Here is a 24,365-nt window from a genome sequence, read left to right on the forward strand (position 1 = left end):
GAAGACGATGGAAATTATTAACTGATTAACCAGACAATTAAAATACCGATAACCATGATGATAAGTAGTGAAATAAGACTCTTTTTTAATTTTTGCAGTAATGGTTGTACCTGATATTGAAAGATTAATTGATCACGGCGATAAAATTCAAGGGGTTTTTCCCACACTTGTCCATCATACCAACTAGATTCCTCATATACTATCTTAGTTTTTTTGAGTCGATCGGCGATATATTTCCAACCCAAATATAAACGAATCAAGATAAATCCCACAAATAAAGATGCACCTAAAAGACTACAGATAAAAAAAGTCAAAAAAGTTTCTTCGGGGGGAAAACTCGCTGCGGAAATAGGAGCACAAACAAATAAACTGGCACTAGCTACCCATGTTAATTTACGAGCAAATTGCCATTTTGGTAGTTTTACCCAAGAAAAAAACCATGATTGTGCTAACTCTTGATATTCGTTAATGGGTTGTTGTTCGATCGGAACCGGACAAAATGTGGTAGATTCAGTCATAAGCTAGGAAACATCTAAGCAAAATGGTGAGGGTGAGTAATAGGATATTAGGGTGTTAATTGTTAATTCTTAATTGTTAATTCTTAATTTTTAATTCTTAATTCTTAATTCTTAATTCTTAAAAACTGTTTTTTCTGCTCCTCCCCAAAAAGCCTCTAAGTCATAAAATTGTCGGGCTTCGGGTAAGAAAATATGAGCGATAACATCACCGTAGTCGTGCAAAACCCAATTTCCTTCGTTTTTTCCTTCTATTCTTACAGGAATACGATTAAACTTTTCATATACTTTATCTTCGATCGAAACAGAAATAGCTCGTAATTGAGGTTGGGAAAAACCTGTCATAATCACAAAATAGTCTGCTAAATAGGACATTTTTTCGACATTTAAGAGGATGATGTTATCAGCTTTTCGATCGTCTCCGGCATCAGCAATAACTAAAGCTAACTCTTTACTGGTGTAATTGATAGATGAATTAATTTCTTGTTCAGGGGAATAGTTATCAAATTGTAAATGTGATTTAGTCATTCAAATTATTTTAATCTCTTTTTTACGATTATATCTGAGAATTGTTGATTGGATAGGATACGATCGAACCAAAAAATGGTATAACAGAAGACATTTATTCTTTTTCTCAGAAGTTCCATTAAATCAGGTATGGACATCAGAGTCAAAAAAAAGTTTTACAAAACTTAAATCTATGCTCTATGATGATAAAAGGTCAACTTTCCTATTATGCCGTAACTAATCCGAGTTAGACAAGGTTGATTTTCAGCAACAAAAGTATTTTTATGAATAAAAGTGCAAAAATTTGTTGACCTTTACACATTATTCTGTATAATTTTAGTTCCCTATATATTATTAACTAATCTGCGATAAATTTATATTCAATTATGCAACCCTTACCTAAAAATATTGATACGATTCGTGTTTACCTCAAAGAAATTGGTAGGATTCCCCTGCTCTCTCAAGAGGAAGAAATTATTTTAGCTAAACATATTCAAGAGTTAGTTGCCCTAGAAAAAAAACGGGAAGCCTTGAAAAAAAAACTCGATCGAGAGCCTTCTAAAAGTGAATGGGCTGACACAGCAAAAATTAGCGAAAAAAATTTAGATATAAAAATCAGTCAAGGTGAAAAAGCTAAGCGCAAAATGGTAGAGGCGAATTTACGTCTTGTAGTTTCGATCGCCAAAAAATATCTCAAGCGCAACCTTGATCTGTTAGACTTAATTCAAGAAGGTACGATCGGAATGCAAAGAGGTGTCGAAAAATTTGATCCCACCAAAGGTTATCGTTTCTCTACCTATGCCTATTGGTGGATACGTCAAGCCATTACTAGAGCCATTGCTGAGAAAAGTAGAGCTATTCGTTTGCCCTTACATATTACAGAAAAATTAAATAAAATTCGTCAAACCCAAAGAAAACTCTCCGAAGAAAAAGGGCGCCCCGCTACGATCGTCGAGTTATCAGAAGCGCTAGAATTAACACCAGATCAAGTAAGAGAATATTTAGGTAAAGCTCGTCAACCTCTTTCCTTAGACCTCAAAGTAGGGGATAATAACGATACAGAATTAGGAGAATTATTAGAAGACCCCGGACAATCCCCCGATGATTACACTGACTATTCATGTCTTCAATTTGACTTAAATCGCATGATGTCAGAATTAACTCAACAACAACAAGATGTAATTAGATTACGCTATGGCTTAGATGATGGTAAACCCTTAACCCTCTCAAAAATAGGTGAAATTCTTAGTATTTCCCGTGAAAGAGTTAGACAAATCGAAAGAGAAGCCTTAACTAAATTACGCAAACGCAAAGAAGTCGTTGAGGAATATATCGCCAGTTAATGAGGAATGAGGAATTAGGAATGAGGAATAAAAAACTATACACTATTAACTGATAATTATTTACTGTATCAAAAGGATAAAAAAAATATGCAAGATAAATTAATGTTGATGATTCCAGGTCCTACACCTGTACCTGAAAGAGTATTGTTAGCGATGGCGAAACACCCCATCGGGCATCGTAGCGGTGATTTTAGCAATATTATTGGGGAATTAAATGAGAATTTGAAGTGGTTACATCAAACTAAAAATGAAGTACTCACTTTATGCTCTTCGGGTACAGGAGCGATGGAAGCTGGTATTATTAACTTCTTGAGTAAGGGCGATCGAGTTTTAGTCGGAAACAATGGTAAATTTGGGGAAAGATGGGGGATTTTAAGTCGTGCCTTCGGTTTAGATGTAGAAGAAATTACCGCCGAATGGGGTAAACAACTCAACCCTGAAGATTTTAGGGAAAAATTAGAAGCCGATACCGAGAAAAAAATCAAAGCCGTCATTATTACCCATTCTGAAACTTCCACAGGGGTTTTAAACGACTTAGAAACCATCAACAAACACGTTAAAGCCCACGGTGAAGCCCTCATTATTGTGGATGCCGTCACCAGTTTAGGGGCAGTAAATGTACCTATTGACGAATGGGGCTTAGATGTGGTAGCTTCTGGATCACAAAAAGGTTATATGATTCCCCCCGGCTTAGGTTTTGTTGCGGTAAGTGATAAGGCATGGGAAGCTCATAAAACTTCTGATTTACCTAAATTTTACTTAGATTTATTACCTTACAAGAAAGCAAACGGTAAAAATAGCTCACCTTTCACCCCTGCCATTAATTTGATGTATGCGTTACAAGCATCTTTGCAAATGATGAAAGAGGAAGGCTTAGAAAATATTTTTGACAGACACAAACGCTTAACAAAAATCTGTCGTGAGGGAGTTAAGGCTTTAGGTTTACCTTTATACGCTAGTGACGAAGCCGCTGCTTTAGCGATTACGGCGGTTATCCCTGATAAACATGATGCGGAAGCCATTCGATCGACTATGCGCAAAAAATATGACATTATTTTAGCAGGTGGACAAGATCATTTAACTGGTAAAATTTTCCGTATGGGACATTTAGGCTTTGTATCGGAAAGAGATGTTTTAAGCGCCTTAGCCTCCTTAAAAGAAACCTTAGAAATTTTAGGTTAATTAATAATTAATAATTAACAATTAACAATTAATCATTACCTACTCTTCTAATTAAGGTTTGCTGAATAACTCAGAAAGCTATTAAAATCAAGGGGTTAGGCATAATACATTAACCAAAAAGTGCTCAGTTTTAAGGATTTTTATTCAAAAATTCGACACTTTTGACCTTATTTTAGTAACATATCTATATTTTTGAGGTATTATGCGAAGCCTCAAAACCTTGATTTTTCATTCTTTAACCTATCTCCTGTCTTCTGTCTCCTAACTGCCGAATCAAGACTATGAGACAACCCCTACCTAACACCTCCCTTTATCCCAAATATTTCGATAGATAAGGAGAAAAAACCTCATAAATCAGAGTTAAAGGCTTCCCAGAGTGCCAAAATAAGTAATGTCGCCCCCAAAAAGCGCCTTTTTCCTTAAATCCTTCCTCTAATGCCTCCGACTCTCCATAATAAATTCCTTGAATATCTCTATATAATTCTGTATGTAATCGAGATAAACTTTCCCAAATGGGCAAACTACGATTTTGTAAATATTCGTCAACATGACTCGCTTCCCACCAAGAAGTGGCATAGGCTAAAATTTGTCCACTGGCGGTTTTTAACCATACCTGTCTTCTTAATCGAGGTGATGGTATTTTTTCTATACCCATGGGAGCGTTATCTAAATCATCACCGATCAAAGACATATCAATTACATCAACTTCGATGGTTTCACTTGTAAGTAATCTCAGGTGTCTAGTGGGTGAACCATCTCCTAATAATAGTATCTGCCATGGGGGCGAAAGTTGACTATGGGGTAAACCTATTTTGACTAATTCCTCCCCCCCTTGCCAAATAGGGGTTAATTTGTGCCATGTTTTAAGGGTTGTGTTCGATCGAGTTCTCATTTTCTTACACTTTACAAAACTTAATATTTATCTTAACAACGATCGAGCGTTTCAGGGGGATAAATAAAGAACTAAATTGAAAGCTAGTCATAGCCAAAAGTACGTTACAATAAAGATGGCGGAGACATAGTTTCCGTTCACTCCTCACACCATAAACCGTCTTTGCTGATAAGGTAGAGACGGATTTCTTTTGTTTAATTTTAACTACATTAAGGATTATGGCATTTAACACCCATATTTTTACTGTAATTGTAAACTTATAGAAATAATCGAAAGCAAGACCACCATTATTTGCTATGGTAAAATCTGATAGTATTTTAAATGCAAATAATCTAGTTAAGGAATAAAGCAAAATGTCGGAAGTGACAGAAGTAAAAGAAGCGGATTTTAAAGAAGTAGTTTTAGATAGTGAATTACCCGTATTAGTCGATTTTTGGGCTCCTTGGTGTGGTCCTTGTCGCATGGTAGCACCCGTTGTCGAAGAAATCGCTCAACAATATGAAGGTAAAGTCAAAGTTGTCAAACTAAACACTGACGAAAATCCTCAAATTGCCAGTCAGTATGGAATTCGTAGTATTCCTACCCTGATGGTTTTTAAAGGTGGACAAAAATTAGAAATGGTAGTAGGTGCAGTACCTAAAACTACTCTTTCTAATACATTGGAAAAGCATCTTTAAGAAATCTTAACAAAATCACATTACCCACGTTAATTATTTTGATGACGTGGGATTTTTTTATGGGGAAAAAATGTCTTTATTGAAACAGAAAAACATTATAGATTCTGCTATGAATCTCGAAAATATATTATCAAGTTTGCCTGATTATAGTGGTAATAAATGGTTAAAAAGAAGTTTAAAAACTTTAGCAAAAATTGTCAAAAAAGATGAAATAGACTCCTTAGAGTGGAAGATTTTAAGTGCTACTTTAAAGGATTTAGAAAAAGGATTTCGAGTTTTTTATGCTTATCGAAACTCTCGTAAAGTTACTATTTTTGGCTCTGCTCGAACGCCCATCGAATCCCCTGAATATGAATTAGCGAAGGCATTTGCCCATGAAATAACTACCTTTGGATTTATGGTTTTAACTGGCGCTGGAGGAGGAATTATGGCGGCAGGAAATGAAGGGGCAACTCCTGATAATTCCTTTGGTTTAAATGTTAAATTACCCTTTGAACAAAGTCCTAATTCTTTTATCAAAAATGATCCTAAATTGATTAGATTTAAGTACTTTTTTACCCGTAAATTATTCTTTTTAAAAGAGAGTGATGCGATCGTATTATTCCCCGGAGGGTTTGGTACACAAGACGAGGCTTTTGAAACGATTACCCTCTGTCAAACAGGGCGACAACCTCCCATTCCCTTAGTCTTAATGGATAAACCCCAAGGAAACTATTGGCATAGTTGGCATAACTATATTTGTGAACATCTTTTAGAAGGTGGTTATATTCAACCCGAAGATACCCAAATTTATACTATTACTGATAATATTGCCACTGCTTGTGAGATTATTCAACAATTTTATCGAGTATATCATTCTTGTCGTTATGTGAAAGATTTATTTGTCATAAAATTAAATTATGATTTAACTACTAACCAAATTGAACAATTAAATTTGGAATTTCAAGACATCTTAATTAAGGGCAAAATTGAATTAATACCTGCGCCAAAAAAACTCAAACAAGAAAATATTTCTTTACCCCAAATAGGCTTATATTTACAACCGAGAAAATTTAGTCGTCTCTATCAAATGATTAATTTAATTAATACTTTTTCTTGTGAAAACTATCCCTATTGTCCACCACAATATCGTTAATATAAGGGTTATTTAAGAGGAGAAAGGAGTTAGGAGTAAATATTAATAAGAATTAGGGCATTAGACTTCTCTAATAATTATTAAAATTAGGGTTAAAACCCTTACTACAAACTGGTAAAAAATATTTTTTGGAGATGTCTATTAGGATATTTTTTGATTTGTTAACAATACTGCCATATTAACTCTTATTCGATCGAATCCATTTTGATAATAATTAATTCTTGACGAGTTTTACCACAAGGTTCGTTACTTTCACAATCATTAATATTAGCTAATTCATAGGTTAAATTGACTTTTTTATCCAAATATTTTTCAGGTTGTTCACAAATTTCAAAACTAGCACCAATAATATTTTCATCTCCATTTTCATCGATTAAAGTAACATAACACATCAAATCGCCATTAACTAATTCCTTAACAATTCCTCTAGTTAAAGTACTATTATCTTGACTTAATATTGGGGTAGAAGTGCATCCCCAGAACAAAGTTATCACTATCCAAATTAAGCTATTAAAATTTTGTTTAATCATCTCATTTATCCATAGTAAAAAAATTAAAAACCAAAGATTGATTTGATTGATATTCTAACTTATTCACCGCAATACTAAGAATATAATTATCTAGGATATTCCATGTTTTGCTCATCCAATGCTCTAATTTTTTACCTTGATTATTGAGGATTTGATAGTTATGATTATCTCCTATATCTTCAATATAAATACTATCTAAACCCCCTGATAATCCTAGCCCGATCGATTTTAAATAGGCTTCTTTTATCGTCCACAATGTAAAAAAATAAGCAGGTTTATCTTCCTCTTTTAATAGGGTTAAATGTTCATATTCTTGAGGACAAAAAAAACGTTTAGCGATGTTTTCTATCTTGACTTTATCATCAATTTTTTCTAAGTCAATGCCTAAATTATATTGCCCAATACCATAAACAGTATAATTATTTTTATGGGATAGATTAAAGTAGATTTTGTCAGGATGAATGTTAAAATTAAGACTAGGTTTTCCTTTATCACTATAGTTAAAAACAATTTCTTGAGGATTAATGTTTAAATATTTAGCTAAAATAAGTCTTAAATTTGCTCTGTTAATTAAAAATCGATCGCGCTGTAAAGTAATCTTAAAATTATGATACTTTTCTTGTTCATCTTCCGATAAGATACTTAAATAATCTCGATCGTTTGTCAAGATAAAATCTTCTATATTGAGTAACCAAATATCAACACTATTTTCCTTTATAATGTGATGATTCGATGGAATTTCTGTCATTTAATTCTATTTAAGAGTAGCTGAATAATTTTGAATGGCTTATTAATTTTCAATTCTCAATTTTCAATTCTCAATTTTCCTCAATATGCAAATAAAAGATATAGGAGAGCATCAATTATTAACTATCATATACCAATATTGCGATCGAGCCAAAAATGGTGATGATGGTGCAATTTTAGACATTAACAAAGATAAAAAATTAGTTGTCACCACCGATATTTTAGTGGAGAATGTGCATTTTAGTCATCAAACAACTCCTCCCCATGCCATCGGTTATCGGGCAGTAACAGCAAATCTTTCCGATATAGCCGCTATGGGAGGCACACCCAAAGCCATCACCGTGGGTTTATCCCTGAGAAAAGATACCGAAGTTAGTTGGGTAGAAGCCGTTTATCAAGGTATGCAACAATGTTTAAATTCCTTTAACTGTACTATTATAGGAGGAGATGTCACAAGTTCGATCGTCAACACCATCGCCATTACAGCATTAGGGGAAGTAACCGAAAGTGAAGCTATCTATCGTCATACTGCCCAACCGGGAGACTCGATCGTAATTACAGGCAATCATGGATTATCAAGGGCGGGGTTAGAAATCTTGCTCTATCCCGAAAAATATAGTCATGTCAGGCAACAAACCAGAGAAAAGGTCATTTTTGCCCACCAGTACCCTAAACCTCGTTTAGACATCATTAAAAGCCTTTCTGAAATGAAGTCTAACAAAACAATTACGGGTATGGATAGCAGTGATGGTTTAGCAGATGCTATTATACAGATATGTGAAAAAAGTAAAGTGGGTGCGATCGTCAATTTAAGAAAAATCCCCCTAGACTCAGCTATCTTAGAAATAACGAACTTTGATACCGCTTTAGATTGGTTATTATACGGCGGAGAAGATTTTGAATTAGTCTTATGTGTCAATTCAGATATAGCGAAACAGTTAATCGAAAAATGTCCCCAAGAATGTCAAATTATTGGAGAAATAACAACCCCCTGTAAGATACAATTGGTAGATGAAGAAAATGTTTACCCAAGACTTTTGTTAAATCAAAAGAAAACATATCAACATTTTTAGCTTTTATGACAAAAACCCCTTATTTTTTTTGGGAAACCTTTTTGGAAAATCGATAAATCAGCATGGTACAGGTTTATGTTATAATTGAATCAATTTAGCATGGGCAGTGTGGCTATTACAAGCTAGACAAATATTCCATAACTAATTTACCCTATAATTATTCAGTCTATCTACTCCCTATAATCTTTCAAGTGTTAATCAAATCATGATTAGAATTTTAGTTGTTGATGATAATCATACTCCCAGAGAAGTGATCTGCGAAGCACTAAAGCAGTTTAATATTCAGGTAACAGAAGCCATTAATGGGGTAGAAGCAATCAAAATTATGGAAAAAGAGAAGTTTAACCTCGTCATTACAGACGTAGTTATGCCCGAAATGAATGGCTATGAATTGTGTCGCTGGATAAAAACAAACCCCAATACAGAGAAAGTGCCTGTAATTATTTGTTCGACAAAAGGGGAAGATTTTGATATTCATTGGGCAACAAAACAAGGTGCTGACGCTTATATTATCAAGCCTTTCAAAACTATGGAGTTGCTTAAAACCATTAAATATTTACTTAAACACAACGTTTAACTAATGGAAAATTGAGAATTGAGAATTGAGAATTAACACCTAAAATCTTTTTTACTCATTACCCATTACCCATTACTCATTACCCATTACCCATTACCTACCTATTTCGCTTTCTTCTTTTATTTCTTCAACGGCGGGATAAGTTATTAAAGCTGGTTGTAACCCCAAGATAGATTTTAGTTTTAGCCATGCCCAATTTTGCCACCAACCAACAATCCCGTTGGGCAAAATTGTCACCACGATTAAAAATAGCGCCCCTTGAAAGAATAACCATATATCAGGGAATTTTTCACTGAGAAAACTCTGTCCAAATCTTACTAATATCGTACCAATAATTGCTCCTAAAAGTGTTCCTCTCCCCCCTACTGCTACCCATATCACCATCTCGATCGAAAATGCCACTTCCATTATACTAGGAGTAATAATAGCCGTTTGCATAGTGTATAACGCCCCTGCCACTCCTGCAATAGCTCCAGAGATAGCAAAAACTACAACTTTAAACCATGTGGGATCATATCCGGAAAATCTTACTCTATTTTCATCATCTCGAATCGCCACTAACAAACGCCCAAATCTACCGCTAGTCAGCCAACGACAGAGAAGATAAGACAAAACAAGAAAAACAATGGTAAATTGATAAAATGCTGATTGTGCTGTTTGTGAACTCGCTAAAACTCCAAAAATTTCCTCGGTATCGGTTTTGAGTCCATTAGTACCATTAATTAACTTTTGTTGCCCATTAAAAAAGTTATAAAAAACAATCAACGCTGCCTGAGTCAGAATGGAAAAATATACCCCTTTGATGCGGTTACGAAAAACCAAGTAACCTAATAATCCTGCCACGATAGCAGGAATAACGAAGACAGCGATAACCGTAAAGGGAAAAGAGTAAAAAGGTTTCCAAAAAAAAGGTAATTCCGTCACCCCATAAAGGTTGAAAAACTCTGGTAATTGCCCTTCTGGTAATTGTAACTTGAGGTGCATAGCAAAGGCATAACCCCCCAAGGCGAAGAAAATGCCATGCCCTAAACTGAGTAATCCTGTATAACCCCAAATCAAATCAATTCCTAACGCAACGATGGCTAAAGCTAAAATTCTTCCCAGTAACTGTAATCGAAATTGACTGAGGATAAGGGGTAAAATTATTGACAAGAGAATAACAACCCCGATAGTTACTCCTATTTCTATCCATAGTTTTTGTTTTTTATTTTGCTTGATTTGAGATAAGGTACTACTTACCATTTTTTGTTACCGTCTAAATAAGTTTGATGTGCAATTTGACTTTCATATTATGGAAAGATTTGGCTTTATATTTAGTAAAAACTGATACATTTATTTGAGTACGATTGTGGTTCATTGAGTAGGGTTTGCTGAATAACTCAGAAAGCTATTAAAATCAACAGTTTAGGCATAATACATTAACCAAAAAGTGTGCAGTTTTAAGGATTTTTATTCAAAAATTCAACACTTTTAACCTTATTTTTTTAAATACAACTATACTCATTCTATCTATTAACAGCATCAAAACCTTGATGTTTCAGTATTTCTCCTATCTCCTGTCTCCTAACTCCTATCTCCCTAATCGATAAAGACTATGAGGCAATCCCTAAGTATCGTCGTCTCTCGCATCATGTTACTAATAAAAATCAACTAGCCTTTGATTTAGGATTAGTACTTACCTTTAATTGTTTATTGTTAAGATGTGGCTTTTTCGATTAAGGAATGGATTTCTTGGAGTAGCCGTTGTCGATCGTACGCACCTTTTTTGATAATATCTTGGGCATAATGATTTAAGTTTTGTCGTTCTTGTTCACTCAAGTCTTTTGCTGTAATAATAATCACGGGAATTTTTGCCCATTCAAGATTTTGTCTTAAAAGATTGACAAATTGAAAACCATCTATTTTAGGCATCATTAAATCAAGGAGAATTAATTGAGGCGCATGGATTTTAACTTTGTTTAATCCGTCTTCGCCGTCTTGCGCTTCCACTACTTCCCAATCTTCTTTTTCTAATAATCGTCTCATCATTTTACGGGTGGTTTCATCATCGTCGATGATCATGATGGTTTTTTCAGAAAAGGTGTTATATTTATCTAAAATAGTTTTGAGTTGATTTTGATTTAAGGGTTTGGTCAAATAATCTGTAGCACCTAGTGTATAACCCATCGTTCGATCGCTCAAGAAAGTTGCCATAATCACTGGAATAGAGGATAATTCGGAGTCTGCTTTTAGTTCACTCAAAACAGACCAACCATCAATTTTAGGCATCACCACGTCTAAAATAATGACGTTAGGTTGAATTTTTCGAGCTAACTGTAGAGCTTCGGAAGGGTCTGTAGTAGAAGTAATCTCAAAATTGCCGTTGGCTAAATAGCGAGAGATGACATCATGGGTACTTATATCATCGTCTATGACGAGGATTTTTTTCGTTTGTTGTAGGTTGGAATTATCTTGAGTCTTTTCGGTCATAACTTGTGTTACTTCTGATTTGATGTCTTTAACTTCGGAGGGAAGATGAATCGTAAATGTAGTTCCTTTTCCTTCTTCGCTGTCAAGGAGAATGTAACCTCCCATCATTTCGGTAAATTTTTTGGTGATGGTTAAGCCTAAACCAGTGCCACCATATTTTCTGGTAGTAGAAGCATCTGCCTGAGAAAAGGCATTGAATAATTTAGCCTGTTGTTGCGGATTCATACCAATACCAGTATCTTTGATCTCAAATCTAATCCATTCTTGAGTTTCTTTAAGGTATCGATCGATCGTCATAGTAATAGTACCATTTTGAGTAAATTTACTGGCATTACTCAACAAATTAAAGGTATTTTGACGAATTTTAGTTACATCCGCCGTCATAAATCCTAAATCATCGGGATAATGAACTTCAAGGGTATTATTATTTTTCTCAATTAAGGGTTGAATCGTAATCACAATTTCTTGAATTATTTTATTTAATTCAAAATGTTCCAAGTACAGTTCCATTTTTCCTGCTTCAATTTTAGAAATATCTAAAATGTCATTGATTAAGCCTAATAAATGTTTTCCAGCGCCCTGTATTTTTTTCAAATCTTCCACAAATTCTTCTTCCCCCATGTCTTCGGCTTCTTCCTGCAATAACTCTCCATAACCAATAATGGCATTTAAAGGAGTGCGTAATTCGTGACTCATATTCGCCAAAAAAGAGCTTTTTGCCTGATTTGCTTCTTCGGCAATTTCCTTCGCTTTTTCTAATTCTTGAGTGCGTTTTTTGACTCTACTTTCTAATTCTTCATTATTTTTTGCTAAAGAATTAAAGGACATTTGTAATTTTTGAGCCATGTAGTTGAATAAAAATGCTAAATGCCCTAACTCATCTTTGCGATTAACTTCAATCTGAAAATCTAAGTTTCCATCCGCCACAATTTCTGTGGCTGACATTAATTCTTTGAGGGGTTTTTCAATGTCTTTTTTTATTAAGGAGTAGATGATAAAAATAATGGCGGTTAAAGATAAAAGCCCCACTACAACCATGCTTCTAGCAATCATAAATACTTGAGAATTTAGCCATGATTGAGGTACGATCGTCACCCAATACCAATCGGGTCCGTCTATGTGACTGACAACGTAATACTCTTGATTTTTTTTACTATGAACTACCACAGAAGGCGTAATAGGACCGTCAATATCAATGGATTTCATCAGTTTCAAATACACTTCCCAATCGTAACCTCTGGGAATGTTCTTGTCGATCATATCATTGATGCTGATATTCCCGTCACTTTCCTTAATTTCTTTCATCAAATCAGGATGGACAATAAATCTCCCCTTTCGATCGAATATAATATTTTCAGTGCCATTAATTTTTTCTTGTAAAGTACTGGTTTGTAATTCCTGAATGAGAATATCATGACCAATAGTACCAATATGTTCTCCTTGAGGATTATCAATGGGAGTGACACTAGAAACCATCCAATTATCTTGAGTAGCATCATAATAAATGCTAGTCCAAACAGTTTTTCTTTGAGGATTATTTTTCTTTGTAGTGATTTGAAAAGACTCATCGGTAGTAACAATTTTATCAGACTCGGCTTTTTCCGTCCAAGGATAACTAGGCATATAAATTACAATGCCATTTTCAGGAATTTGAATATAGGTATTGACGAAGTTTAATTGCCACGATAAACCATAGGATTTGACTATATCAAAAAAATCAACAATTCTTTCTTTTATCTCTTCATTGATAATGACATTTTTTCCTAGAAAAACTCCGGGTACATATTCATAATTAAAAGGAAGAATATTGCGAATTGTGCCATCATTTCTTTTTTCCACAATATCATCAAATTTATCACGATATTGAAAGGTAGGATTATTTAATTCTCTTATTAAAATCTTTTTCATTGCATTGTTATTAATTTCAGCTTGTAAAAAGATTTCGCTTTCTTTTTTTACCACCACATTAGTATAAGTTTGAACATTTTTTATTGTATTTTCTTTGACTTTTCTTATTAAATATAGAAATCCTAAACCATTAAAAATTAGAGTAATTATTCCTACCCAAATAAAAGTTTTTATCAGAGTTTTTCTGGTTAAAGACTCATAAAAAATCGGTTTAGATTTTGATTTTTGAGAGTTAGGATTCTTCAAGTTTTTTTTGTTCATATTTTTATAAATTGTTCTAATATTTTATTATTCTCAAGTCTCCCTTGGGGGATTTAGGGGGAGCGTTTTGTACCTCGTAATTATTATAATTGCTATAAACTTGTTTCTCGATCGAATTCAATATAAGCAGTAAAAACTCTAGTCATAATATGTCTATATAATCAGTAAATAATATAATGAAAAAGTTATGATTATTGAATAAATTTATTAAAAATGATGAAAATATAATTCTATCAAATTTTTCTCTTTCAGTGTCTTGATTCTCTTAAAATATTAGAAGTTTAGAAAATCTCGGAGTTTCATAGGACACTAGGTCAATTTATCAATATTCGGATTGGTTATAATAAATTTTGCCATAACTTTAGTGAAAAATATTGACTGGACTACTTTCATATTAAAATAAAGTATAGCCCCTAAAAAACTTCTATGGTGTCTAAGTTATTGATATGAAAAAAATCGCCAAAAAAATTCTTACCTTTATTCGTGCAGTCTTGGCACGTTTAATCTATCTTATATTAGGAAGAAGTTCGATCGTACAAGAAGTCAAAACCCTAAAACGGCAAGTTGAGGATTTAACGAGAGAAAAAGAAATTCTTGATTCAGAAATCAAGGTTTTAAGTGATAATTTTGCCGAGTTAGATGCTATGAGGAAAAACTTGCAAAATGATATTTATAGCTTAGAGAAAAATAAAGATGATTTACAAACAAAAGTTAAAGAAGAAGAAGGAATATTATTAAATTTACAACAACAGATACAAGAAACAACCCAAACAAAAGATACTCAAGAAATTTTAGTTGCCAAATTAAATGAAAAGATTAGTGAATTAGAAAATATTTATAACTCTTTAAAGGTTCAAAATAATAGCTTAAATAACGAAGCAAATGAATTAAAAAATCAATTAAAATTAATTATCTTAGCCATCAATGAAGAGCAGAAAAAAAGAGAGATATTAGAAGCAGAGATTATTAATCAAAATGCTATTTTAGACGTTAAACATAGAGAAATTGATGCAATTAATAGTTCTATAGAATTAAAGATAAGAGAATTAGAAAACATAAATCAAGATATTAATGAGAGGACAAAACAAGGAGAAGAATTAACAAAAATTGTTGATAATAATCAGGAAAAAAGTGAGCAGTTATTGCTAAAAATACGAGAAAAAAAAGTCATTTTACAACAACTAGAAATAGAAATAGATAGTTATACTAAAAATAAAGAACAACTAATTAGAGAAATTGATATTGATTTCACTAATAAAAAACAACTGGAAACAGATATAAATAGTGATATTGAAAATAAAGAAAAACTAATCAGAGAAATCGATATTTATTTGGAAGATAGAGAACAAATAAAAAGGGATATAAATGATTCTAACGAAAATAAAGAACAACTCAAAAAAGAGATAGATACTTATATAGAAAATAAACAAAATTTGCATCAAGAAATATCTAGTTTGGAGGCAAAAAAACAAGCATTAGAGTTTTTAATTCAGAAATTAGATAAACAGATTACAGAAAAAAAAGAGCAAGATTTTGAAGTTGAAACTGTCATTAAACCTTCTACTGATGATGATTATAAACAACGCAGAGACTATCTTTCTATTTTATGGTTAAGGGATATTTTTCCTTGTTGGTTAGATAAAAATAAACCCGAAGGTGAACGATATTTGGGTAATATAAACATTTCAAGAGAGTTCTCTGAAATGCTGTTAGATTCGATCGAATTTCACTTGAAAGGTTTTGAATCTATTAACAGAGAAGCATTAGATAACTATTTTAAAGGGAAAGATTGGACTAACAATAATTGGATTAATACCTTTACCTTTGCTTTATCCGAATACGCTTATTATTACCGCAACGATCGCGCAGCGCCACTTCGTGATCGATTTTGGCAAGGATTTTGCCATCGCATTTCCATCAATCACTCTCTGACAGTGGAAAACACCCTTAGAGAAATTGTGAGAGACGGGATACAACAATTAGGTTTAATTGAAGCTGAGGAGGGTTATGAATATGTTTCTACCCTCAAGCTACAACATCGATTTAGAGAAAATCCGCCCTTAATTACCGTCAAACCAGCTGTTAAAGAAGTTGTCACCGACGAGATTAAACTTTTTCTCGACATAGAAGACTCAGGAGATATTCTGTTAATGCTACCCTCACAGGAATTATGGCAACCATCATGGGAAGAATTAAGAGGGAGTGAAGTTTCGATTCCACAACAGGGATGGCGAGGAGTGATACCAGAAACAGGAAATTTAACCATACCCGAATTATCCACTCCCATTAGGGAAATAGCAGAAGAATGGTGTTGGCAATTAATAACTAATGACGGAGAAATTTTAAGCCATTGGCGTTGTGTCGGTATCGAAAAGAATTTTCCTTTCCTGATGTTTGACTATTGGACAGCAGACAGAATACCATTATTAGATAATCTCCTCAACAAAGAAGAAATAATTTGTTTTATCCCCAGTGATGTTGATTTGTCCTACTCTGAGGAAATAGAATTAATAGAAGATGGTATCCCTTCGAGTATTAGCGGTTGGGAGGGTATTCAGTTGGCATTGACGGGTAAAAAAGGTCAACTTATAATTAAGACGATACAAGAAACTCGAACTATTCATTGGTATCAGACAAACCCTGAAGAAACGGAAACCATCGCAAAACCGCAACTAAGGGGAATAAAACTTAAAGAAAAAGAGGATATTTACTTAGAGATTCCTTCTTTGTGGTATCCTCCTCTTTCTCATGCTGAAACCGTTGACATTTCCGTTAATAACTTAAAAAATCATCAATTTTATAGCAAAAAAATCGAATTAAATAGTAATAGTCAATGGCAGGAAATACCTTTAAGAGAATGGATAAATAGTAAAGGAGAATATTCTCTTAATATCCAAACTGAGGGAAATAATTACTCTTGGAGTCCTAAATTTAAGTTATCATCTTCCATCGAAATTTCTGATAAATTCACCTCATACTTAGACATAGAAATAGATAATAAATTTATTCCAGAATTGCCTTTAAAAGTTGACTCTGCTGAGGAATTTTGGACTAAACAAATTACTCTTAATAATTTATGGACGTTAGAAATCATAACTTTCTGTTTAGATAATGGAATAGATAATATTGAAAAAATTTTACAAGCAGATTCATCGGGAAAAGTATCTTTTTCTCTAGCTACTTTAAGGGATGTTTTACCTGAGTATAATTATTATTTTTTAAGCTATAAACGACAAGGAGATACTTTACATAAACTTATTGAAATTAATAAAGAAAATACAATAGCCGATGAATTTAAGGGAGATAAGTCAAGAAATAATAAACAAGAATCTTCTCCTATAACTTATTCTATTTCTATAGCTAATAAAAATAAAAGAGATATATTATTTCAAGAATTTAATCAACAAATAAAGGCAAAAAATCTTAGTCAAAACTCTTTTAAATTAGATAATGATTCTACCATTAAAGAATTAATTTTAATTACCTTAGAAGATAACAAATATTTACCAATATTACAGGAAATCTTAGCGGAATTAGAAACAAATCCTCGTTTAAGAATTAAATTAAATTTGACATTATGGGGGCATAAAAGAAGATGAATAATGAGAAAATTTTAACTATTTTAACTAATCATCGTCAACTAAATAATCGAGAGTTACCAAGAGTATTGACATTAAGATCGATCGTATCTTTAATAGAGCATAGTTTACCCCCTAATGAAAATATTAACAGAGGAGAAATAGAAGATTATTTAAACCAATTGCAATTACAAGGAGAGGTGTTAAAAGCAAAAGGAAAAAAATTTTGTGTTGCGCCTCCCAGCGTATTAGTGGAAGATCAAAACAACTGTGATATACTTTATTTTAGGGGCGATCGAGCTTATTTAAAATTAGTTCATCAAGTGTTAGAAACAAGAGAAATTATCCCCACTCCAGAGATTAATTCGAGAGGAAAAAATTTTACAGAAATCAAAGAGAAACTAAATAGTTGCGGAATCAGACTCTTAACCTATCAAGATACCCTTTATGAGTTACCAATCCCCCAAAAACCGAAACTTTATACCCTAGAAAAATTAGATAATACCCTTCAAGGGGAAATCAAGATTTATAACCCGTCACGCCAGAGACATCTATATAAATACCAAGAAGAAAGATGGAAAATAACGGTTATTGAACGGTTAACCAATAGTAATCTAATAAAATTAACACAAGCAAAAGACTATCAATATTATTGGTATGAAGATAACCAATTTTACCACTTAACGGACAAAGAACAAGCCCCCTTAACCATGTTTTATTTAGATAAACAGGCAAATTGTCCATTACAAATACCCCTAGATGAAACCAAAGAGGGATTTCAATTAAACTTGCAAAAAGTATTTATTCCCTACTCTTACTATAAACTGGTATATGGACTATCCAAACCTGCCGATAACAGTAAATATATCAGAATTTTTGATCATATTTATCGATCGTTAATTGAACAGATATTTAAGCGATTAGGATGTAATTTTGTTTAAATATTCCCAATTAGATAATTAATTTGTCTATTTTGTCTATAATAGAATTATCAAAATTTGACACTCAAACTAAATTATGCAATTTGTCTCTGCCACAGAAGCCAAACAAACTTTTGGCACAATCATAAATCAAGCACAGCGTGAACCTATTGTAATTCAGAAAAAAAATCGTGACGTTGCAGTTATTCTGTCTATAGAAGACTATCAAAGAATAACTCGAAGCAATATTCGGGAATTTCAAGAATTTAGAGCAAATATTGGACGTAAAGCAGAAGATAGAGGTTTAACGGAAGAAAAATTACAAGAATTATTAGAAGATGATTAATTCTTCAATGCGTCTAGTTTTAGACACCAATATTTTAATTAGTTCAATTCTTGCCCGTAAGTCTATTCCTGCACAAGTGTTAAATTGGGCAGAAGATAATGGAATTATTTTATATTCTACAGATACTTTAACAGAATTATTCTCAGTCTTAAATAGGAAAAAGTTTGCCAAATATATTAAATCAGAAGAGATAGAAGGATTCTCTGAGCGCATTAAGACAACGTGGCATCATGTCTCGATTATACAAAGAGTTAATCTTTGTCGAGATAAAAAAGATGATAAATTTATTGAATTAGCGTTAAATGGTAATGCTTCACATCTTATTACGGGGGATAGTGATTTATTAATTTTGCATCCTATTCAAGATATTTCTATTTTTAATCCCCGTGATTTTTGGAATTTAATTAATAATAAATTAGACACATAACTTAACAAAACATAGTACAGATATGAGAGAAAATATTGAATATTAGTTTGTAGTGATGGCTTTAGCCATTTAGGAATTTCGGAAATCAGTAAAGAAGTATTTAACTTACATTTTCTTTTGCCTCTTGCCTCTTGCCTACCTTCACCAGTATCTTTATATTCCCTTATAGAGTATATGTCTCACTATCTTGATCCCATTTCCGCCGTTACCCAACCCCGTGAAAACTTAATTCGTTATCTTCTCACCGCTTATCCTTTAAGAGATGTTCATTTACGATATGGTTTTCAACAGTTATTAGAAAAATGGGGTAATATTAGTCAACATCCTTACGTTGAAGGTTCACAACCCTATAAAACAGGCAGTAATCTAAGAGAATTAGTCGCAGAAAATATCCTCCATCCTACTATACTAGATTTATTTAACGTCGATCGAACCCTCTACCAACATCAAGAATTAGCTATTAAAACCGTTGTTAAAGACAATAAGAATATAGTTGTAGCAACGGGTACAGGTTCGGGAAAAACCGAATGTTTTTTAATTCCCATGATGGATTATCTCCTCAAAAATCCCCATGGAGGAGTACAAGCATTAATACTTTATCCCATGAATGCCCTTGTTAATGATCAAGTGAAAAGATTACGGCAAATACTTTGTCAACAAAGCACAGAAAATCACCTTATCCGCTTTGGTTTTTATACCAGTCGCACAGAAACATCAGAGAAACAGGCACTAGAAGCCCTTAAAATTGAGTTAGAAGCCACTCCCAGAGATGAGTTATTAGCTTTGTTTAGAGACGAAGACAATGCCCATAAAATCACTAGAAAAGAAGATTTAGTAAAAAGTGCGATCGAAAAAGTTACCCGTATTCAAGCCATTTCACGGGAAGAAATTTGGGATAAACCGCCTCAAATTCTCGTGACTAACTATTCTATGTTAGAACATATGCTGATTCGTCCTAAAGAAAGACAGGAAATTTTTGAATCATCTCCCCATTTTTCTTTGTTGGTAGTGGATGAAGCCCACAGCTATACGGGTTCAACAGGTACAGAAGTATCAATGCTGATTAAACGTTTAAAATCTGCCGTTGGTATTCAAGAAGAAGGGAAAATGAGGGGTATTGCCACTAGCGCCACTTTGGGAGATAAAAATAAACCCGAATCCAAACAACAAATAAAAGAATTTGCCAACTCCTTATTCAGTGAGTCATTTGAGGACAATATTATTTATGGCGATCGTACCTCTATTGATGAGCGTTTAGGAAAGCCTTACCCATTACCAGAAGCAGAAATTTATCAACATTTAGCCTCCTTAGAATTACCCTCTCTTAACGATTCCCTTGATACATGGCAAGAAGCATTAAGTTCGATCGTACCTTCCCATATCTTAAAACAAACTGTAGGGGTTGAACAGTGTTCAACCCAGAAAAATCCTTCAACCCATAAACATCCTTATCTAAATTACTGCAATTAGGCACTTTAGCCCGAAAAGATAGCCAAGAATTACCTCTCATACCTATTAAACTTCATTTACTCTTTCGCAGTATGGAAGGATTATACGCCTGTATTAATCCAGAATGCCCAGAAGCCTCCCTTCATCCTCAATACCCCGATAAACCCAAGGGTTACGGAAAACTATACTTGAATAGTAAAACAGAGTGCGATCGATGTGGTTCACCCGTGATAGAATTATCCAGTTGTCGTAAATGTGGACAAGCCTACGGATTAACCTATTTAGACAAAAAAGATCAATTAAGTATTTTACCTCGTTCTTTAGAGGCAATAGAAGACAATAATTCCGTTTATGTTTTGACATCAGGAGAATTAGATAGTATCACCAACGATGAGGGAGACGATTTAAACGACTCCGACACCGAAAAAGAGGAAATTTCCATCGGTAGTTTTACTATTGCTAAAGAGAAAAGCGATAATAATTGGCTAGGGAAAAATTTTCCTAATCCTCCTCAATCATCTTCTAATGAATGGGTTTTGCATTGGCATATTCCCCCTAAATCAAAGAATTGTCAAGGAGGTTTTCTCAAAAAATGCCCTGCTTGTAACGCCCAACCAAGGGAAAAATCTCCCCTGAGTCGCTTTATTTCCTATACCGATGCACCTTTAGAGGTAATGATTGATAGTTTGTTTGAGTTATTAGCCGAAGAAAACACCACCGAAAAATATACCCGACGCAAATTACTGACTTTTTCCGATGGCAGACAGGATGCCGCCTTTTTTGCCTCCGATTTTCAACGCACCCATACCGAAACTCTTTATCGTCAACTGGTGTGGAAGGCTTTTGAAGAAGTGGAAAACAATGGAATTGCTTCCGTTAACCAAGTCAAGGATAAGCTAGTAAAGTATTTTTTAGAAATTTCTATCCCTCATCCTGACAGAATTTCAGAAAATCATCACCGTAGCTATGTTGCCAATGATAGCAATGAGGAAACCCCTGTTAATCCGAAAGATTGTAAAGATAAAGCGGAGAAAAGAGCAAAAGAGTTGTTATTGCGAGAATTTGCTTTACCATCCGCTAGACGATTTTCCCTTGAGGCGTTAGGTTTACTCAGTTGCCATCTTGATTTTGATGATTATAGAGAGTTTTTAGAGGATTTAACCGCTAGATTTAACTTAAATAGTGATGATAATTACGCCGAAGCCAAAATTTTTATCACGGGTTTAACCAATATTTTAAGACTATACGGGGCGATCGATCTGCAAGGTTCATCTAATTACTTCCCCGAAACAGGAGGCATTCAAGGAGGTATGCCTTCTCGTCTTGATGGTAAGGGGCGATCTCAATTCTATGTGAAGTTACAAAGAGAAACAAAAGATAAAAATGTCGTGTCTTTTTTACCTACAATGAATAAAGATAATGAACCAACGAAGCGACAAAATCAATTAGTATCTTTTTACTATAACTTTTTTAATGAAAAATATCCCTCACGGGAAAATTTAACATGGTTATTCGATCGACTCTTGAATGTTGGTATATTTGTTAAATACGAAGACGGCAGACAACTTAACTGGAATTTATTTAATCTCCACAAAACGAATCAAGACTGGCATCAATGCAATTCCTGTCAACAAATTTTCTCTATTCCTCAATTAGCTAAGATAATTAATAAATCCAATGTGAATATCGATCGTTGTCATGCCCCTAAATGTGATGGTAAACTAAAATCATTAAATCCTCAAACTTTGCCTGATGATCATTATCGCTATATCATCACTCAACGGCAAATCTTTCCACTGCGATCGCAAGAACACACCGCCCAACTAGGTACAGAAGAACTAGCTAACCGAGAAAACCGTTTCCGTCAAGGAAAAATCAATCTGTTGAGTTGTTCGACTACCCTAGAAATGGGGGTGGATATAGGGGAATTACAAGCAGTGGTAATGCGCAATTTTCCTCCCCATGTCAGTAACTATCAACAACGGGCAGGAAGGGCGGGAAGACGCACTGATGGTGTAGCCATAACCTTAATGTATGGGCAACGTCGTCCCCACGATCGATATTATTTTGAAAAACCGATAAAATTAATTAACGGTAAAAATCTAGTACCCAAATTAGACACGGATAACTATGAGATTCAAAAACGCCACATTCGAGCGGAATTGTTAGCGGAATATTTGCGGATGAGATTAAATAAGGGTGCAGAAAAGATTACTCTAGGAAACTTTTTCGGTTTATCGGATGATTTTTATTCCATGAGTGATATAACTGAAGATTGTATTCTGTCTCAATTGATGGAATGGTTATCTACCAAGTCAGCAGAAATTGTGATCGAAAAATGGTTAGATTTACTAGGTAGTAAAAAATCATTAAACCAATTTAGAGAAGGATTTAAACAGGATTTAGAGACATTTCAACAGGAAAAGCTCAACGACTGGAATAGTTTAACATCCATTCTTGAAGAACTAAAAGAATCTATTTCCCAGACTAGAGATAGAAAAGAAAGAAAATCATTAGAAATAAAGCGCGATCGCATCGAACAGGAATTAGAAAAAATCCAAAAAACTTCTCTCCATGAGGAGTTAGCCAAAGCTAGTATTTTACCGATTTATGGTTTCCCTATTGATGTTGTACAGTTAATGACTATTGATAGTGGAGAATATTGGCAAAAACAAGGAAAACACCGACTGCAAAGGGATAGACGTTTAGCGTTAGGAGAATACGCGCCCGGACAAGAAATTGTGGTGGACGATCGAGTTCATGTTAGTGTAGGAGTATTAAACCCCGATAAATTACCCATTCGTTACTATTGGGTTTGTTCTGCTTGTAACTATTTTGTCACGAATACCACTAAGGAAAATTATGATCGATGCCCTATCTGTGAAGCATTACCGAAAAGTGCCAATGAGAAACAATCGCGCCCTTATAAGATACCAAAAGCCTTTGTGACGGATTGGAATGAGACACCGAAAGTTACTCCCTACAGTAAACCGACTCGACAACCCACTTCTCAAGTTTTCCTGATACCCGAAGAAACGGAAAATAATACAGAGAAAAAATATCCCGTGTTTGAATTAAGTATAGTGCAAGGAGGAAAATTCTTTTTATCCAATCAAGGGCATTTAGATAAGGGTAAAGGCATTAAAAATAAAGGTTTTCCCCTCTGTAAATTCTGTGGTAGAGATTTAAGTGATCAAATTTCCAACACCGAAAAAGACACGAAAAGTCGCAGAAAAACATCAAAAGATATTAGTCATACTCACCCCATTACAGGAAATGAATGTAAAGGAAGATACGAAGAAACCCATTTAGGGCATGAATTTAGAAGCGATTTAATCAAAATCCGTTTTACATCTAAAGTAAAACCTCCCAGTCTATATACCAAAGTTATTCACCTTAATAGTGGTGGGGAAATTACCTCTGATGGTACAACAGAAAACAATCATACTGGACTTGACTTCTGGCGATCGATCACCTATGCTTTATTAGCAGGGTCAGCTCAAATAATTGATGTACCGAGAAGCGAATTAGATGGTTTATTTCGCCCTTTAGAAAACGGTGAAACAGAAATTGTCATCTATGATAATGTACCCGGAGGAGCAGGATATAGTAAACGTATCGCCCAATATTTCCCCGAAATTCTAACAAGAACTTATGAACTAATGAGATCCTGTGATTGTAGCAGTAGTTGTTATGACTGTTTACGAACTTATACAAATCAACTGTTTCACCATCAGCTCGATCGAACCTTGATTTTAGACTTTTTGAAACAAATTATCATAAACCTCTAAACTCTTGAATGAGATTGCTTCGTTACCTCGCAATGACA

At 33.9% G+C, this 24,365-nt stretch carries 19 protein-coding genes; 12 read left to right on the forward strand and 7 right to left on the reverse strand.

Annotated elements, in window-relative coordinates; all coding sequences use genetic code 11:
- Window positions 1-17: 17 nt before the first annotated feature.
- Together SYN6308_RS13290 and rsfS are read right to left on the reverse strand one after the other, a co-directional pair.
- On the reverse strand, window positions 18-518 hold the full coding sequence (locus SYN6308_RS13290; RefSeq protein ID WP_017294939.1) for a CGLD27 family protein: 501 nt from the start codon (window positions 516-518) through the stop codon (window positions 18-20).
- A gap of 111 nt (window positions 519-629) precedes the next feature.
- Window positions 630-1,043, reverse strand: coding sequence for a ribosome silencing factor (rsfS, locus tag SYN6308_RS13295; RefSeq protein WP_017294940.1), 414 nt, complete (start codon window positions 1,041-1,043; stop codon window positions 630-632).
- A gap of 365 nt (window positions 1,044-1,408) precedes the next feature.
- Here rsfS and SYN6308_RS13300 point away from each other — a divergent pair, with 365 nt between their 5' ends.
- Both SYN6308_RS13300 and SYN6308_RS13305 read left to right on the forward strand, forming a co-directional pair.
- Complete coding sequence (locus SYN6308_RS13300; protein ID WP_017294941.1) at window positions 1,409-2,365, forward strand: RNA polymerase sigma factor, RpoD/SigA family; 957 nt, start codon at window positions 1,409-1,411, stop codon at window positions 2,363-2,365.
- 87 nt (window positions 2,366-2,452) lie between these two features.
- Window positions 2,453-3,547 (forward strand): pyridoxal-phosphate-dependent aminotransferase family protein, encoded by a 1,095-nt coding sequence (locus tag SYN6308_RS13305; RefSeq protein ID WP_017294942.1) that lies wholly within the window; start codon window positions 2,453-2,455, stop codon window positions 3,545-3,547.
- A 310-nt stretch (window positions 3,548-3,857) separates the two neighbouring features.
- On the opposite strand, the gene SYN6308_RS13310 is transcribed toward SYN6308_RS13305, so the two are convergent.
- Window positions 3,858-4,439, reverse strand: a complete 582-nt coding sequence (locus tag SYN6308_RS13310; protein WP_017294943.1) for a chorismate lyase — start codon at window positions 4,437-4,439, stop codon at window positions 3,858-3,860.
- A 353-nt stretch (window positions 4,440-4,792) separates the two neighbouring features.
- Here SYN6308_RS13310 and trxA point away from each other — a divergent pair, with 353 nt between their 5' ends.
- Together trxA and SYN6308_RS13320 are read left to right on the forward strand one after the other, a co-directional pair.
- The gene (trxA, locus tag SYN6308_RS13315) at window positions 4,793-5,116 is read left to right on the forward strand and encodes a thioredoxin (RefSeq protein ID WP_017294944.1); all 324 of its coding nucleotides are present in this window, start codon (window positions 4,793-4,795) and stop codon (window positions 5,114-5,116) included.
- A gap of 70 nt (window positions 5,117-5,186) precedes the next feature.
- Complete coding sequence (locus SYN6308_RS13320; RefSeq protein ID WP_017294945.1) at window positions 5,187-6,251, forward strand: LOG family protein; 1,065 nt, start codon at window positions 5,187-5,189, stop codon at window positions 6,249-6,251.
- A 185-nt stretch (window positions 6,252-6,436) separates the two neighbouring features.
- Here SYN6308_RS13320 and SYN6308_RS22445 read toward each other — a convergent pair whose 3' ends face one another.
- Window positions 6,437-6,781, reverse strand: a complete 345-nt coding sequence (locus tag SYN6308_RS22445; RefSeq protein ID WP_017294946.1) for a hypothetical protein — start codon at window positions 6,779-6,781, stop codon at window positions 6,437-6,439.
- A gap of 1 nt (window position 6,782) precedes the next feature.
- Window positions 6,783-7,529, reverse strand: coding sequence for a 4'-phosphopantetheinyl transferase family protein (locus tag SYN6308_RS22450; RefSeq protein ID WP_017294947.1), 747 nt, complete (start codon window positions 7,527-7,529; stop codon window positions 6,783-6,785).
- Between the two features lie 85 nt (window positions 7,530-7,614).
- Between SYN6308_RS22450 and thiL the strand changes: the two genes are divergently transcribed.
- Entirely contained in the window at window positions 7,615-8,601 is a 987-nt protein-coding gene (thiL, locus tag SYN6308_RS13335; RefSeq protein WP_017294948.1) for a thiamine-phosphate kinase, read from the forward strand.
- 205 nt (window positions 8,602-8,806) lie between these two features.
- Window positions 8,807-9,178: a response regulator gene (locus SYN6308_RS13340; RefSeq protein ID WP_017294949.1), complete on the forward strand. Its 372-nt coding sequence runs from the start codon at window positions 8,807-8,809 to the stop codon at window positions 9,176-9,178.
- Window positions 9,179-9,271: 93 nt separating this feature from the next.
- Here the strand turns inward: SYN6308_RS13340 and urtC are convergent, their stop codons facing one another.
- Window positions 9,272-10,420 (reverse strand): urea ABC transporter permease subunit UrtC, encoded by a 1,149-nt coding sequence (gene urtC, locus SYN6308_RS13345; RefSeq protein ID WP_017294950.1) that lies wholly within the window; start codon window positions 10,418-10,420, stop codon window positions 9,272-9,274.
- 453 nt (window positions 10,421-10,873) lie between these two features.
- A complete protein-coding gene (locus SYN6308_RS13350; RefSeq protein WP_017294951.1) occupies window positions 10,874-13,816 on the reverse strand; it encodes a response regulator in 2,943 nt (980 codons plus the stop codon).
- A 446-nt stretch (window positions 13,817-14,262) separates the two neighbouring features.
- Here SYN6308_RS13350 and SYN6308_RS13355 point away from each other — a divergent pair, with 446 nt between their 5' ends.
- The 6 genes from SYN6308_RS13355 (at window position 14,263) to SYN6308_RS22455 (ending at window position 24,327) form a co-directional block, all read left to right on the forward strand.
- On the forward strand, window positions 14,263-17,415 hold the full coding sequence (locus SYN6308_RS13355; RefSeq protein WP_017294952.1) for a hypothetical protein: 3,153 nt from the start codon (window positions 14,263-14,265) through the stop codon (window positions 17,413-17,415).
- The gene (locus tag SYN6308_RS13360; RefSeq protein WP_017294953.1) at window positions 17,412-18,335 is read left to right on the forward strand and encodes a hypothetical protein; all 924 of its coding nucleotides are present in this window, start codon (window positions 17,412-17,414) and stop codon (window positions 18,333-18,335) included. Before SYN6308_RS13355 ends, SYN6308_RS13360 begins: the two co-directional genes overlap by 4 nt.
- 76 nt (window positions 18,336-18,411) lie before the next feature.
- Window positions 18,412-18,660 carry a type II toxin-antitoxin system Phd/YefM family antitoxin gene (locus SYN6308_RS13365; protein ID WP_017294954.1) on the forward strand — a complete coding sequence of 83 codons (249 nt, stop codon included), beginning with the start codon at window positions 18,412-18,414 and terminating at the stop codon, window positions 18,658-18,660.
- The gene (locus SYN6308_RS13370) at window positions 18,653-19,087 is read left to right on the forward strand and encodes a putative toxin-antitoxin system toxin component, PIN family (RefSeq protein ID WP_017294955.1); all 435 of its coding nucleotides are present in this window, start codon (window positions 18,653-18,655) and stop codon (window positions 19,085-19,087) included. The genes SYN6308_RS13365 and SYN6308_RS13370 overlap by 8 nt, the downstream gene beginning before the upstream one ends.
- A 174-nt stretch (window positions 19,088-19,261) precedes the next feature.
- A complete protein-coding gene (locus tag SYN6308_RS23440; RefSeq protein ID WP_052312604.1) occupies window positions 19,262-20,557 on the forward strand; it encodes a DEAD/DEAH box helicase in 1,296 nt (431 codons plus the stop codon).
- Window positions 20,558-20,628: 71 nt separating this feature from the next.
- Window positions 20,629-24,327: a Zn-binding domain-containing protein gene (locus SYN6308_RS22455; RefSeq protein ID WP_052312605.1), complete on the forward strand. Its 3,699-nt coding sequence runs from the start codon at window positions 20,629-20,631 to the stop codon at window positions 24,325-24,327.
- Window positions 24,328-24,365 lie beyond the last annotated feature (38 nt).

Origin of the sequence: Geminocystis herdmanii PCC 6308 (genome assembly GCF_000332235.1) — a bacterium.
In the GTDB taxonomy this organism is placed as follows: domain Bacteria; phylum Cyanobacteriota; class Cyanobacteriia; order Cyanobacteriales; family Cyanobacteriaceae; genus Geminocystis; species Geminocystis herdmanii.